This window comes from Embleya sp. NPDC005971, from assembly GCF_040629175.1.
GTDB lineage: Bacteria > Actinomycetota > Actinomycetes > Streptomycetales > Streptomycetaceae > Embleya.
This window is the reverse complement of record NZ_JBEXUX010000040.1, coordinates 16,202-29,495: the sequence shown is the minus strand read 5'-3', so window position 1 is coordinate 29,495 and position 13,294 is coordinate 16,202. Positions and strand designations below refer to the sequence as shown.

19 protein-coding genes are annotated in these 13,294 nt (G+C 71.4%); 10 read left to right on the top strand and 9 right to left on the bottom strand.

The genetic code is table 11. The features are described from left to right. From ABZ374_RS30010 to ABZ374_RS29975, 8 genes are read left to right on the top strand one after another with little or no spacing between them, the layout of a single operon-like run. Complete coding sequence (locus tag ABZ374_RS30010) at positions 1 to 1,110, top strand: DUF5047 domain-containing protein (RefSeq protein ID WP_360316770.1); 1,110 nt, start codon at positions 1 to 3, stop codon at positions 1,108 to 1,110. Continuing rightward, positions 1,110 to 1,361 (top strand): hypothetical protein, encoded by a 252-nt coding sequence (locus ABZ374_RS30005; protein WP_360316768.1) that lies wholly within the window; start codon positions 1,110 to 1,112, stop codon positions 1,359 to 1,361. Before ABZ374_RS30010 ends, ABZ374_RS30005 begins: the two co-directional genes overlap by 1 nt. A 57-nt stretch (positions 1,362 to 1,418) precedes the next feature. After that, a complete protein-coding gene (locus ABZ374_RS30000) occupies positions 1,419 to 2,000 on the top strand; it encodes a hypothetical protein (RefSeq protein WP_360316766.1) in 582 nt (193 codons plus the stop codon). A 56-nt stretch (positions 2,001 to 2,056) separates the two neighbouring features. After that, a complete protein-coding gene (locus tag ABZ374_RS29995; protein ID WP_360316764.1) occupies positions 2,057 to 2,296 on the top strand; it encodes a hypothetical protein in 240 nt (79 codons plus the stop codon). Next, positions 2,293 to 3,456: a peptidoglycan-binding protein gene (locus tag ABZ374_RS29990; protein ID WP_360316762.1), complete on the top strand. Its 1,164-nt coding sequence runs from the start codon at positions 2,293 to 2,295 to the stop codon at positions 3,454 to 3,456. The genes ABZ374_RS29995 and ABZ374_RS29990 overlap by 4 nt, the downstream gene beginning before the upstream one ends. Next, entirely contained in the window at positions 3,453 to 3,920 is a 468-nt protein-coding gene (locus ABZ374_RS29985; protein ID WP_360316760.1) for a hypothetical protein, read from the top strand. Before ABZ374_RS29990 ends, ABZ374_RS29985 begins: the two co-directional genes overlap by 4 nt. A 16-nt stretch (positions 3,921 to 3,936) precedes the next feature. Further along, positions 3,937 to 4,284 carry a hypothetical protein gene (locus ABZ374_RS29980; RefSeq protein ID WP_360316757.1) on the top strand — a complete coding sequence of 116 codons (348 nt, stop codon included), beginning with the start codon at positions 3,937 to 3,939 and terminating at the stop codon, positions 4,282 to 4,284. Then, the gene (locus ABZ374_RS29975) at positions 4,281 to 4,907 is read left to right on the top strand and encodes a collagen-like protein (protein ID WP_360316755.1); all 627 of its coding nucleotides are present in this window, start codon (positions 4,281 to 4,283) and stop codon (positions 4,905 to 4,907) included. The genes ABZ374_RS29980 and ABZ374_RS29975 overlap by 4 nt, the downstream gene beginning before the upstream one ends. A 58-nt stretch (positions 4,908 to 4,965) precedes the next feature. Here ABZ374_RS29975 and ABZ374_RS29970 read toward each other — a convergent pair whose 3' ends face one another. The 4 genes from ABZ374_RS29970 to ABZ374_RS29955 form a co-directional block, all read right to left on the bottom strand. Further along, on the bottom strand, positions 4,966 to 5,220 hold the full coding sequence (locus ABZ374_RS29970; protein WP_360316752.1) for a hypothetical protein: 255 nt from the start codon (positions 5,218 to 5,220) through the stop codon (positions 4,966 to 4,968). A 65-nt stretch (positions 5,221 to 5,285) separates the two neighbouring features. Then, entirely contained in the window at positions 5,286 to 6,497 is a 1,212-nt protein-coding gene (tgmC, locus tag ABZ374_RS29965; RefSeq protein ID WP_360316749.1) for an ATP-grasp peptide maturase system methyltransferase, read from the bottom strand. Further along, complete coding sequence (tgmB, locus tag ABZ374_RS29960) at positions 6,498 to 7,445, bottom strand: ATP-grasp ribosomal peptide maturase (protein WP_360316746.1); 948 nt, start codon at positions 7,443 to 7,445, stop codon at positions 6,498 to 6,500. A 7-nt stretch (positions 7,446 to 7,452) separates the two neighbouring features. After that, on the bottom strand, positions 7,453 to 7,713 hold the full coding sequence (locus tag ABZ374_RS29955; RefSeq protein ID WP_360316744.1) for a putative ATP-grasp-modified RiPP: 261 nt from the start codon (positions 7,711 to 7,713) through the stop codon (positions 7,453 to 7,455). 182 nt (positions 7,714 to 7,895) lie between these two features. Between ABZ374_RS29955 and ABZ374_RS29950 the strand changes: the two genes are divergently transcribed. Further along, positions 7,896 to 8,651 carry a GntR family transcriptional regulator gene (locus ABZ374_RS29950; RefSeq protein ID WP_360316741.1) on the top strand — a complete coding sequence of 252 codons (756 nt, stop codon included), beginning with the start codon at positions 7,896 to 7,898 and terminating at the stop codon, positions 8,649 to 8,651. Between the two features lie 16 nt (positions 8,652 to 8,667). Here the strand turns inward: ABZ374_RS29950 and ABZ374_RS29945 are convergent, their stop codons facing one another. Further along, positions 8,668 to 9,264, bottom strand: coding sequence for a hypothetical protein (locus ABZ374_RS29945; protein WP_360316738.1), 597 nt, complete (start codon positions 9,262 to 9,264; stop codon positions 8,668 to 8,670). Between the two features lie 153 nt (positions 9,265 to 9,417). Between ABZ374_RS29945 and ABZ374_RS29940 the strand changes: the two genes are divergently transcribed. Further along, the gene (locus tag ABZ374_RS29940) at positions 9,418 to 9,819 is read left to right on the top strand and encodes a hypothetical protein (RefSeq protein WP_360316735.1); all 402 of its coding nucleotides are present in this window, start codon (positions 9,418 to 9,420) and stop codon (positions 9,817 to 9,819) included. 60 nt (positions 9,820 to 9,879) lie between these two features. Here the strand turns inward: ABZ374_RS29940 and ABZ374_RS29935 are convergent, their stop codons facing one another. The 4 genes from ABZ374_RS29935 to ABZ374_RS29920 form a co-directional block, all read right to left on the bottom strand. Then, the gene (locus ABZ374_RS29935; protein ID WP_360317033.1) at positions 9,880 to 10,686 is read right to left on the bottom strand and encodes a zinc-dependent metalloprotease; all 807 of its coding nucleotides are present in this window, start codon (positions 10,684 to 10,686) and stop codon (positions 9,880 to 9,882) included. A 160-nt stretch (positions 10,687 to 10,846) separates the two neighbouring features. Beyond that, positions 10,847 to 11,854, bottom strand: coding sequence for a hypothetical protein (locus ABZ374_RS29930; RefSeq protein ID WP_360316732.1), 1,008 nt, complete (start codon positions 11,852 to 11,854; stop codon positions 10,847 to 10,849). Beyond that, positions 11,851 to 12,282, bottom strand: a complete 432-nt coding sequence (locus tag ABZ374_RS29925) for a transcriptional regulator (protein ID WP_360316729.1) — start codon at positions 12,280 to 12,282, stop codon at positions 11,851 to 11,853. The genes ABZ374_RS29930 and ABZ374_RS29925 overlap by 4 nt, the downstream gene beginning before the upstream one ends. Before the next feature lie 70 nt (positions 12,283 to 12,352). After that, positions 12,353 to 13,258 carry a hypothetical protein gene (locus ABZ374_RS29920; RefSeq protein ID WP_360316728.1) on the bottom strand — a complete coding sequence of 302 codons (906 nt, stop codon included), beginning with the start codon at positions 13,256 to 13,258 and terminating at the stop codon, positions 12,353 to 12,355. Positions 13,259 to 13,294 lie beyond the last annotated feature (36 nt).

Here is a 13,294-nt window from a genome sequence, read left to right as displayed (position 1 = left end):
GTGCTGACCGTCACCCCCGGGTTCCTGCCCGCGCTCACCGCGAGCCACAGCCCGGCCGGGAGGGTCGACGTCCTCCAGGGCGCCACCCTCCTGCTCGCCGGCGTCCCCTACGAGGACGGCACCGTCACCGCCGACGCCGGATCCGACGTGCGCTACTCGATGACGCTCACCGTCGCCGACCCGGCGCTCCTGCCGTTCGACCCGGCCGACCCCCTGGCGCCCTACGGGCAGGCACTGCATCCCTACCAGGGCCTGACGTACACCGACGGCAGCACCGAGGTCGTCCCCTGCGGCATCCACGTCATCACCCAGGTGTCCGGAGACCGCGACGAGGGACCGGTCACCGTCACCGCCAAAGGCCAGGAAGTCGTGGTCCAGGCCGCGAAGTTCACCGGCTCGTGGGACACGCGGGGCCTCGCCTCCCACGTCGACGCGATCTCCGCGGCCGTGCTCGCGGTCATGCCGACCGTCGTCGTCGCGGACCGCACCACCCACGACCGCACCCCCGCCTACCGGGTGTGGAAGGCCGGCGACGACCGCTGGTCGGCCTGCCGCGAACTCGCCAAGGCGGTCGGCGCTGCCTGCTACTTCGACGCGATCGGCACACTCGTCGTCGCCGACCTGCCGCCGGCGCCCGGCGACGCGACACCGGTGTGGGACGTCGCCGCAGGGCCCGGCGGGGTGCAGATCTCCGCCGGCTGGGGATTGTCCTCCGACCGCCTCTACAACGGCGTCCGCGCATCGGGCCAGAACTCCACCGACAACGCCGCGCCCGTCACCGACCTGGTCGTCGACGCCGACCCCGCCAGCCCCACCCGCTGGGGCGGCCCGCTCGGGCAGCGCCTGCTCACCTACGAGTCGCCGCTCCTGGTCACCGGCGGAGACTGCACCGTCGCCGCCGAAGGGCTCCTGCGCACCGGCATCGGCCTCAAGACCACCGTCGACCTCGAATCGATCCCCAACCCCGCACTGGAACCGGGGGATTGCGTGCGCGCCGTCTACGCCGACGGCACCCGCACCCTGCACATCGTCCGCTCCCTCACCATCCCCCTCGGCGACGGGCCCTGCTCGATCAAAACCATGTCCGCGGCCGACGACCCGGAGCCCTGATGGACCTCGCCGACATCATCCACGACGTCGTGCGCCGCCTCATGGACGAATCGTCCGCCGACTGGCGCATGGGCACCGTCACCGCCCTCACCCCCGACTCCACCGCCGGAACCCTCCTGGTCGACATCGGCGGCGGCACCACCGTCAAGGCCCGCCGCGCCGCGACCTACACGAGCCCGGTGGTGGGCGACCGCGTATGGGCGGACCGCAACCGCCTCGGCGAATGGCGCGTGACGGCCAAGCTCGCCTGAACCTCACCGACTTCCCCTGCAACGCCCGGAAACCACGAGTCCGGGTGGAGGTGACGCATGCCCGCAACCGACAAGTACGGCCAGGAGATCCCCTACTCGCTCCTCACCGACGCCGCCGACGCCCAGCAACTCGGCAAGGGCATCGCCGACGCCGCAGCCGGGCGCTCCGTCATGCGGTTCGCCAGCGCCGCCAATCGCGGCGCCACCCTCGCCGGCGACTCCGCTCCGCAAGAAGGCATGGTCGCCTACCTCAAGGACGCGGACCGCCTGGACTACTACGACGGCGGGAACTGGCTGCCCCTGACGCCCGGCCCCTGGATTCCGTTCCCCCTCGCGTCCGGCATCTCCTACAACACCGGCAGCCCCGCATACCGACTCGTCAACGGGAGTGTCGAGTTGCGCGGCACGCTGCGCCGCACGGACGGCGACGGATTCGCCGCCGGCACCACCATCCACCTGGGCACCCTGCCCGGCGGCTACTGGCCCGGCTACTACCGCTACTACATCGTCGCCACCGAATGGGCCACCCAGATCCACGCCCGCCTGGAGATCGACCCGACCAACGGCTGGATCAACGCCCTCGTCCTGTCCGGCGCGCCTCACTGGATCGGCATCGACGGAGTCTCCTCCAGCCTCTGACCCCCCTCGCCCGCCCCCGACCACCGGCCGGGGGCTTTTCCATGCCCGGAGCACCCATGCCCGACTACCACGCCGCGATCGTCCACCCCGGCGACGACGTCCCCGACACGTACTGCGGTGTCGTTCCCCGATCCCACGTCGACACCGTCCTGGCCGCGTGCGAAACCGACCCCGACCGCTCGCCCAAGTCCGGCCGCGACGGCGGCATCTACGTCCTGCGCGCCGACGGCGACCTCGACCACTACCTCCCCACCGACGCCCCCGCGCGTCCCGACACCACGGCGGCGACCCCGTGAGCGGACCCTCCTACATCAGCGGAGCAGAGCGGCTCGGCCCCGACTCCGGCGGCTCCATGGACACCCCCGACCTCCCGCCCCGCGCGGTCTGGCACACCGTCGAATCACCCGCCGGCAGCGGCTGGTTCAGTTCGATGGCGTCCTACCTCAAGCGCGAATCCGTGTGGCCCCAGGTCCTCTACGACCCCGCGTCCGACCGCCTCGGCCAGTTCACCGCCCTCGACACCTCCGGCCGGGCCCTGCGCAACGACGGCGGCTCGCGGACCAACCGGACCGGGCGCGTGTGCATCCAGGTCGAGGTCTGCGGGCGCGCCTCCCAGCCCTGGACCGACGGCTTCGACCCCGCGTCGAAACCGAACTTCCTCAGGCTGATCGGCGCCATACGCGCCTGGGGCATCCCCGACGTGTGGCCGGCCGGCGCCCCGCAGCGCTACCCGGGCGACCACGACGACCGCGACCGCGCCACCTGGCTGGGCCGCGGCGGCCACTATGGGCACTCGCAGATCCCCGGGAACGACCACGGCGACCCCGGCGCGATCGACATCACGAAGGTCCCGCCGAGCGGCACCGCAACCCCCGGACCCGGCACCCCGGGACAGGCCGCACCCGCCCGCTACCAGGTCACCATCGGCGGCCTGACCTACGGCTACGGCGCCCACGGCGACCACGTCACCGCCGTCGGCCGCGCCCTCGTCGCCCGCGGATTCGGCAGCCACTACCGGCAAGGCCCCGGGCCGGACTGGTCCGACGCCGACACCGAGAACTACGCTGACTACCAGCGCTCCCTGGGCTTTTCCGGATCCGACGCCGACGGAGTCCCCGGAGACGGCTCCCTCCGCAAACTCCTGGGCACGCTGCCCGGCACCGGCACCACCACCGTGTTCCTGGCCCACCTGCTCGAAGCCGAACGCGCGGACATCCCCGCGCCGGACGGCCACACCACCCACAAGGCCGAAGTCCTGGTCGTGGAGAAAGCGCTCGCTGCCGAGGGCCTCCTGGACGCCTCCCGCGTCGACGGGTCCTGGGGCACCAAAACCCGCACGGCCTACGCCGGTTGGCAACGACGCCTGGGCTTCACCGGCCGCGACGCCGACGGCACCCCGGCCATCCGCTCCCTCACCAGGCTCGGCGCCGAACACAACTTCGAGGTGATCGCATGACCCGCACCTTCGCCCGGTACCTGGCCGACCTGGCCGAACGCACCGCCGCCACGTTCGTCCAGGCATTCGCCGCGGCGCTGCTCCTCGGAGCCCACTACGACCTCTCCGCCGCACAGGCCGCCGCCCTGGCCGCGGTTCCCGCCGGAATCGCCGTGATCAAGAACGCCATCGGCGCGTTCCTGCTGCGCCGCACCGCCGACCCGACACCGCGCACCGGCGCCGCATACCTGGTCGACCTCGCCGAACGCACCGTGGCAACCTACGCCGAGGCGTTCGCCGGCGCGCTGATCCTGCACGGCACCCTGTCGATGTCGGTCCTGGACTCCGCGCTGTACGCGGCCGTCCCCGCCGCGCTTGCCGTCCTCAAGGGCGGACTCGCGCGGTTCGTCGGCGACTCGGCGACCGCGGCGTTCCTGCCGGCCGAGAAGGACCCGGGCGGTCCGCTCGGGTCGCGACCGGCCTGAGCGGGCGGGTGCGGCAATGCCCGATGAGCTGACCGTCGGAGAGCTGGGCAGATCGATCGACGCCCTCCGCGGCGAACTCCGCGACGGCATGGCCGCCCTGAACGCACGCCTGGACCGGGTCGTGTCCACCGAGGTGTACGCCCTCCAGAGCGCCCACACCGACCGCCGCATCGAGGAACTCGCCCGCGAGCTGGAGAAGCTGCGCACCGAGGCCGGCCGCCTCGAAGACGATTTCGAGGCGTATCAACGCGCCGAACAGGAACGCCGCGAACGCGAGCGACAGACCCGCCTGTACTCGGCGATCATTCCGATCCTCCTGGGGGTGCTTGCCGTGGCGGCAACGATCTGGGCGGCGATTCGATGAACGAACAGGTCGCCGTGCCCCGTCGACGCCTGCGCGGCGCCGAGTGGCTCGCTGTCGTCACCATGCTCCTCGCGCTCGCCGGCGCCGGCTGGCTGGCCGTCCAGGTCGTCCAACTCTCCGCCGAGCTGCGCGACGCCAACCGCGCCCGCGACCAACTCGCCACCCAAGTACAGGGGATGGGCGGCACCCCCGTCGCCGGCCCGCCGGGCAGCCGCGGGGACGCCGGGAAGTCCGGCGAGCCCGGACCGCCCGGCGAACAGGGCCGGGACGGCGCTCCCGGCGCGCCCGGAATCGACGCCACGGGACCGCCCGGACCTCCCGGCATTCCCGGAGTCCCGGGCGTCGACGGCCGGGACGGCACCTCCGCGACCGGCCTGCCCGGCGTCGACGGCGTGGTGGGCGCGGCAGGCCCGGCGGGACCTCAGGGCGAACCCGGACCGCCCGGCCCGGCCGGCGTCGGGGAGCGCGGGGCGACCGGACCATCCGGACCACCCGGACCGCCGGGCCCCGCCTGCCCGAGCGACTACGGCCTCGCCACTCCGACATGGGATCCCGACGCGCTCGTGTGCTCGCGCACCACGCCCACCGGAGCACCGCCCTCGACGTCCTCCCGACGCAGATGAACGAACGGCCCCTTCGGCACCCGGATCCGGGTGCCGAAGGGGCCGCTTTTCGCGTGCTTCAGAACGTCGAGGAGGAACCCACGAGTCGGGCGGCGACCGCCGCGACGGCGAGGCGCGCGACCTCCTCCACCGTGCGGTCCTCCCCTTCGGAGGCGGCGCGCAGCAGCGCGGACGCCCCGCCCGGATGACCACCGGTCCAGGCGTCGACGACCACCCCGACCAGATCCGCGCGCACACCGATCCCGTGGGGCCCGTATACGTAGTCGTCCCGCTGCGGCGACGCGAACGTGTAATGGAAGAGGCTGCCGGTCATGGGCACAGCTTCGCAGGCCCGGTACCTCCGTGCACCACACTCGCGGGTGAAGCCCGTCGGTCCGCCTACGACCGCGGCAGAACGAAACGCAGGCCGGACGCGGCGTGCCGAACGGACTGCTCGTCCTCGTCCACGGTCATCTCGAACTCGGTCAAGGCGGCGGATCCCGCCGCCTGCCAGGCGAGCACCGCGTGCTCGATCCGATCCCACAGGCGCACGGGCCCGGCCTGGGTGGCGATCCAGTGGTCGCCCTGCGGGCCGACGGCGACCGACGAACCGCTCGTGGTGTCCACGAGGAACACGGTCCCCTCCGCGTGGTCCGCCGGCGCGACCATCTGCGCGCCGGGCGCGGCGAGTTGCGCCACGAAGCGCGCACGAAAGGCCGTCTCCGTGGCCTGGCCGTAGAAGGCCGGGGAGAGGGCTGTATCGCGGACGGTCCTTTCGTCGTCCTGCTTCGCCCTCATCGCCCAGTGGTAGGGGTTGCCCGGTGCGGGCGCGGCGTCGCGGCGGGCGGGCATGAACGATACGGTGCCCGGGAGCAGCCGCCCGTGCGCGCGGTCGCCGTCGACGGTCAGCAGGACGCGCGCGTAGCCGTCGCCCCAGCCGCCGAGGGTGGTCAGGATCCTGCCGCCGGGCACGGTCTGTTCCAGCCAGGCGTTGGGAACTCGGCGCACCGAACAGGCCGCCACGATGCGGTCGTAGGGGGCGGCCGGCCAATAGCCCTGAAGTCCGTCCGCCGTGGCCAGCCACGGCATGTAGCCGAGGCCGTGCAGAGCGCCGGCGGCCCGATCCAGGACCGAGCCGTCCACGTCGACCGAGGTCATCAGGTCGTACCCCAGTCGGTGGCACGCCAGCGCTGTCGAATAGCCCGTGCCCGTGCCCACTTCCAGGACGGCGTGACCGTCGCGGATGTCGGCGTCCTGCCACATGCGCACGACCAGCGACGGCAGCGTGGACGAGGACGTGAGGTGCCCGCCGATGCGGGGAGTGGGATCGGTCCAGTCCGCCGGCACTTCGTCGAGCTGGGTGATCAGGGTCGTGTCGCTGTGGACGGCGTCCAGCCAGGCGGCGCGGTCGGACGCCGGGGTGACCGGCTCCCAGCGCGTGCACCCGTCCAAGGTGCCCGAGTCGCGGTAGAAGCCGGGGACGAACGCCTCGCGGGGGATGTCCTCCACGGCCGTCCGCCAGGCGGGGTCGGTGAGTTCGCCGGCCTTCTCCAGCCGATCGGCGAGGCGCTCACGCAGGGCGCGCGTGGCCTCCGGGTCGATGCTGTCCATTCACAGTCCTCTCTGGAGCACGTCCGCGAACGCGGCGGCCATCGCGTCTGCGCCGGGGAGCCACGCCCACTGGCCGTTCGCGTTGCACTCGTAGAACACGATCTCGCCCGATGCGGTCACGCCGAAGTCGAAGCAGCCGAAGATCAGGCGGAACTCGTCCAGGTAGGCCCGCATGGCGAAGGCCAGGCGAGGCGGGGTGGGGACCGGGATGCAGGTGGCCTCCTCGGCGTTCGCGCGCCAGTCCATCAGGGCCGACTCGATGCGCACGGTGAAGGCTGCGGCACCCACGACCGTCACCCGCAGGTCGGCCACCTTCGGCGTTCGGGCCTGGAGCAGATGAGGCATCGCTACGATCGTGGCGTCCAGAGATTCCGGATCGATCTGCTGGGCCCAGATCGTGCGGGCCTGACCTGCGTGGATGCGAGGCGAGCGGAGCGGCTTGTAGACGACGGGGCCGTGCGCGGCGGCGAACTCCCGTGCGGCGTCGAGGTCGTTGGTGATGAGCGTCGGGGGAACCGCGAAGCCCAGACGGGCGGCGGCCTGGAGCTGTGCCGGTTTCAGTTCGGCGCGGGCGATGTCGGCGCTGTGGTTCACGTACAGGCAACCGGGCAGTGCGGAGAGCACTCCGCCGAGTCCGTAGCGGGCCTCGTTCTCGGCAAACGCGGCGTCCGGTCCGTCGAGATGTGCGTAGGCGGTCGAGTAGGGGGAGGGGCGTCGGTAGTAGAGGGAACGCGCACCGGACAGGTCGAGCCGGCGGGAAGGCGTGGCGAGGCGCCCCGTCCAGCCGGTCGTGTCGCCGCCGATGCGGGCGTCCAGGACCAGTTCATCGCCGATGTCCGCGGGGTCGAGCCGCACGACCGGCACGTGCCGGTCGTGCAGTTCCTCGATCACCCAGTCTGCGGTCGTGTCGTGTATTCCGGTCACGACCACCACGGGCCTGTCGACCATGGCCGTCCTAGTCCGGCACGTGGTCCGTGACGCTGTCGTCCTGGGACTGCCGCTGAGGGCTGCTGCCGTCGCCGCCCCCGGACATGCTCGCGGTGCTGGTGTCCTGGCTCGTGCCGTGCCTGCCCATCTCCACACGCAGCCCTGCCGCGTCGAGGTAGAGGACGCGCTGGGTCTCGGCGTCGAGTTCGGTGCGGACGTAGGGCGCGGGTGCGCAGGGACGGGGCCGGCTCATCAGCCGCAGGGCCCAGGGGATGGTCGTGTTGCTCACTCGATCCTCCGTATCGCCTGGGTGCGGCCGGTGGGCCGACCACACCGATTACGTCGAAGAGTGCCTCTTCGGGTGCTCTCCGTGATCATGGGGACGATTAGTCCTAGTTCTAATGTCCGCCTTGACGCGGTGTGCGTCAATAGAGCTAGGACAATCAATTTTCTCGATCATGGAGGGCCGTCATGTCCGCCCCCGCGTACCTCTCCCTCGCCGCCGAGCTGCGCCGCGCCGTCCTGGACGGGACCTACCTGCCCGGGACGACGCTTCCCCGCATCGTCGACCTGGCCACCGAGCGGGGCATCGCCAAACAAACCGTCCGCGAGGCCGTCGCCCTCCTCGAATCCGAGGGCCTGGTCGACGTCGTCCGACGGCGAGGGACCGTGGTCCGCGAACGCACCACTCCCAAACGCCTCGTCCGCACCCGCAGGGTGTACCGGGACGACATCGGCTACTACTTCGACCCCACCGCCCAGGGCTGGCGCGCACTGGAGACCCCAACGGTCGGCTGGGCACCCGCGCCCCCGGACATCGCAGCCGGCCTCGGCGTCCGACCCGGGGAGGACGTCCTCGTCCGGGACCGGATCATCGGCGAACCCGAGACCCGAACGCCGATGCAGATCGCCACCAGCTACCTGCCTGCCGCGATCGCCCGCGGAACCCGCCTGGCCGAGCCGGACACCGGCCCCGGCGGAATCTACGACCGCCTCGAACAGGACCTCGGCCATCGTCCGCTCGCGTGGGAGGAGACCATCGGCTCCCGCATGCCCACGCCCACCGAAACCCGACGGCTCGGACTACGCCCGGGAACGCCCCTCCTGCGCATCACCCGCACCACGACCGGACCGGACGGAACCGTCGTCGAGATCAACGACACCCGCATGTCGGCGGATCTGTTCTCGGTCGGCTACGCCGTCGAACGCCATCCCGAAGCCCGATGAGCGAACGACCCTGTCCTCACACCGGCGGTGCGGGCAGGGAGCCGTTCACCACTACGTCCGACGGTGTTCCGGCGCCGTCGAGAACGGCGATCGTGATCCGGAATCCGGAGGCGACCGTCGGCGGGACCGAATACGAGACGGTGCCCTCTCCGGTTGCGCCCGGCGCCACGAGGCCCGCGAGTTTCTTCTCCTTGACACTGGCCCAGTCGGTGTAGGCCGCAACCCCGCCCGACGTGGTCCCCACGACCTCCCGCACGAACACATGCGACAGATCGAACGGTGCGTCGCCGCGGTTCGTCACGCTGATCCGCACCCGGGCCGGCAGGGCTCCGCCCGACAACGATGCCGCGTTGACCTGCCCGTTGGGCGTCGAGGCAAGGACCCCGGTGAACACGGGTAGCAACTCCGCATCGGTCGTCACCTCCAGGCCACCGGACAGGACGACCGGTCTGCCCAGGACTCCCGCAGGTGCCGACGCGGCCGTGCCGGGCGGCTGGGTGACGCCGGGGTTCACCGGCGTTTCCTTCGTGTGGTCGCCGCCGCCCGAACTGCATCCGGCGAGCGTGGCGGCGAGCAGGACGGCGCCGATCACCGCGGTGGTACGTGAGCGCATGGACCCCCCCAGGTCGTAGGTGCCGGCACCGTACCGTCGGCGGCGATCACTCGGCAGGGCGATCACCGAATCGCGACGCGCCCGTACCGCGGCAGTGACCTGCGGGTCGGGCTCCGGTTGCCGGCGCACGGCAGGATGCGATCATTCGAACGTATGAACGATCACGACGATGTCACTCCCGACTGGGAGCAGCCCAGCCGGTTCGACGTCGCGCGCCAGAAAGCCCGCCACCGGGCCGGACCCGCCAGCCCGAGGCCGTCGCCCGCCCTGGACTCCCGCACGGCGGAGGCTTTGTACGAGATGTGCCCGCCGGGCTACCGCGACCACGAGGTCCTGCGCCGCTATCCGAGGCTCCTGATCCGCCTGGCACGGCACCACTTGGAGGCGGAACTCGCCGAACTGCGGCAGGGCTACTCGGACCTACGCCGAGAACTCAAGGACCACGTCCCGGTACACGTCATCCCGCAGGCCCTCGCGACTTACCGCAGAGAGGCACGGGAGATCCACCGCGCGTTCGAACGCATTTCCGACATCGAGCGAACCTTGGACCGCTGACCACGCACGAGCCCCCGCTGCTCCCCTTTGTGGGCGGCGGCGGGGGCAGCTTGCTGTTTCTCAGGCTGTGGCCTTGACCCGAGTGACCCATTGGCCAGGATCGGCAATCTCGGACGCCGTGGGAACGAGCGAAGGGTCCGCCCATGCACGATTCACCATGCCGATCCCGCCGTGCGCGACTGCCTTGCTCACGAACTGCTCTCCCTCCTCGTAGTTGCGCTGCGGTGGCAGGACGGGCAGGCACCGGCACAGCAGAACGGTTCCCCGCGTCCGCAGCGAGGACTTGCCGGGATGTGGAATCGAACCGAGTACCTGCTCGCTGACACGCCGATGGACCCACGTCGCGTGACCTTCGGCAAAGATCGAGACCTCCGGGAGGTCCGCCTTCGCCTCCAGCAGGGTCCGGCATCTTGCGGCCACCCAGGGAGCCGAGCCGTTCTGTACGACATGGCCCAACTCGTGTGCCATGTACATCCGCAGCAGGTTGTCGGTGGTGCGCTGGTGTGACCAGACTCGTGGCAGTACAAGAATCTCGGGTGTCCCGTCGGTACCCTGGATGGTTTGGCCGTTGATGACCGGCCACATGACCCGGCGTACCGCGTAGAGGAACCCCGGCAGCATCCGCGAGGCCATGCGGACCACTTGGCGTTCCTTGTCCGTGGCATCGGGGGCGAGGATGTGCTCGCCCGCGAAGACGGAGCGGGCGAACTTCGCGAAGTGCCGGGCGGCTTGCTTCGGGCTGACCAGCCGGACCACGACGTCGGTCACGGGGAGTTCGCAGACGTCTTCGACCGAGCCCACGACGTCGTTCACGGCGCTTCGTACACGGTGCTCGGCCGCCTTTCCGATGCCGACCTCGTCAACCACGTCCAACCGAACCATTGGGTACCCGTCTCTGGATGGCGGGCCGATTCCCGCCTCGGAGTCCGTGACGCTAGCCGCCGCCACGCGGTGCCCGGTCGCTGTCGGGTCATGTGCACTCGGACGAGTGATCTCGGGCGACGGCCGGAGTGCGGACGCTTCCCCGTCACCGGCGGAGCACGTTGACGAGCTTCTCGGGATCCAGGATTGGCGCACCGTCGGGCCCCTTGGTGTGGGGGTCGATCCAGATGGGGCGGTGCTCCTCGCGAGAGGCGTAGTACTGGTTGCGCCAGTGCCCACGCACGATCCACCGGTGCCGGTAGGCGCGCCCGACGTCCTGCTCGCCCCGGGCAACGGGCGCCGCGTTGCGGTGGCGTAGTTGCACACAGCGAACCGTGCCGAGCAGGTTCGGGTCGATGCGGGCGATGCGCTTCTCCGAGGCCCGCGGGGCGCGCACGTCCTCGACGGTGCTCAGGGTTTGCCCCATGAGGAGCCAGGTGACGACGAGGGCGCGTTCGGCTTGTTCCTGTCGGGTGGCGGAGCGGGAGAGGTCTTCGAGTTCGGTGAGGCTCATGTCGGTGGTGTCGTCGGGGCTGGTGAGCCAGCCGGGGATGCGGCCGAAGGGGAGGTATCCGCCGGACATGGCCACGAGCATGGCCGGGTTCGTCCGGATGATGTGTGTGGTCTCGGCGGGGGTGAGGTCGCGGATGCCGGCGCGTGGGTCGCCCTGGGCCATGTAGTGCGCCCAGTCGTCGCGGTGGACCCAGGTGCGGATGTGGACGCCGCCGCCGTGGACGGCCCAGGAGATGCCGACGATGGGAGCGCCGACGAGGTTGCCACCTTCGTGGGGGTCGGTGGCGGGTTCTTCCCAGGCGAGGAGTCCGTGGGTGGCGGGGAGGTCTTCGGGGTGGAGTCGGTAGGCGGGCAGGGCGGCGCCGGCGGCGACCGCGAGGCGGGTCATCGGGGCGTTGACGGCGAACAGTTCCGCGATGCTCAACGCGCGAGCCCAGTCGTCGGCGGCTTGGCGTTCGGTGTTGGCCAGGGTGGGTTCGTGGCCGCGGGCCCAGATGGCGGGGCCGCCTTCGGGGCCGGGGTCGCGGAGCCAGGCGACGAGGTCGGCGCGGAGTTCGGGGAGGTGGCGGGCGAGGACGGGGGGTGCGGGTTTGATCGTCATGTCGAGGCCGGGTTTCGGGTGTCGGGGGCGCCGCGGCGCCGGTCGACTTCGGGTCCGGACGTGGTGGAGTAGCGGATCTCCAGGTCGGGAACGCGTTCGGCGGCGCGGGCGACGGCGTGGCGGTGCCAGGAGGCGGGCTTGTCGCCGTTCGGGTCGGCGGCGCGGTAGTCGGCGTCGGTGCGGTGCACGATCGCGACGGGGTGTTCCTGCGCGGAGAGTTCCCGCACGAGGCTGTCGACGAAGGCGTCGGTCTCGGTCGCGAACGCGAGGACGCGGGTGCGGACGTCCTCGGGGATGGGGCGGGTGCCGCGTTCGTAGCGTCGGGCGGATCTGGGGTCGATGCGCAGGTGGGCGGTGAGCCATTCGCCGGTGACGCCGAGCCTGTCCCGGGTGAGACGGAGTTCGGCGTCGGTCATGGGCCTGTTCATATGGAAGCTCCTCGTGCGGGCGGTCCCCGGCCGCGGCGGCGACCGGGGAGCATCCTGGGGTGGGTGCGTGTCAGGCGGAGGGAGCGCCGTCGATCACCTCGGCGCGGAGGGTGTCGTCACCGTGAATGTTGATCACCCACAGGGTCTCGTCGTCCCGGCGGACGATCGCCACCTGGCGCTCGGGGTTGGGGACTTCCTCGCTCTCGACGCGAATCCCGAACCCGAGGCGCTCGGCCTCGGCGATCCACTGCTCGGTCGCCTCTTCGGCCCAGTTGGTGCCGTCGTCGAAACCGGTGCGGTCGAGGGAGATCGAGAAGCAGTCCGGGGTCGGACCGGAGTCCTCGGCCTCGGCGGCTTCGGCCTTGAGTTCGTCGCGCAGCCCGCCCAGGTAGGTGTCGACGCCGTCGAGGACGACGACGTCGCCCTCGCCCGCCCCCGCCATGCTCACCCGGATCTCCTCCTCGATCTCGTCGAGGCGTTCGTCGGTGGTGTCGGCGGTGATGCCGTACTCGGTCACCTCGTCGCCGTTGGTCGCGCCGTCGACGTCCCACACGGCGACCAGGTCGGCCTCGTCCCACGGCACGTCGACCAGCGCCTCGATCGCCTCCTCCGCGGCGAGGGCGTCCTCGCCGAGGCGGGCGACGTGGTTGTTGCCGTCCCAGTACTCCTCCCAGTCGGCGAGGATGCGGTCGGCGAGCGGCGCGATCCGCTTCATGAAGGCGTTGGCGGCGTCGGCCGTGGGCACGCTCAGCGTCAGGTGCTCGCGCTGCGACACGTCCCAGCGGCGCTCGAATCCGTGGTGGACGCTGAACGGGACCGCGTTGCCGATCTCGGCGTTGTACGAGGCGAGCAGCGTGCCGTTGCGCAGGTCGAGTTCGATGTACGCGGGCTGGGCGGTGATCTCGCCGTCGTAGCGGCGGTACAGCTCGGCGGGCTCGGTGAGTTCGACGACGCGGACGGTGGCGGTGGCGTTCATGGTGATGGTGCTCCTGTCTCTGTTGTGTGGTGGAGC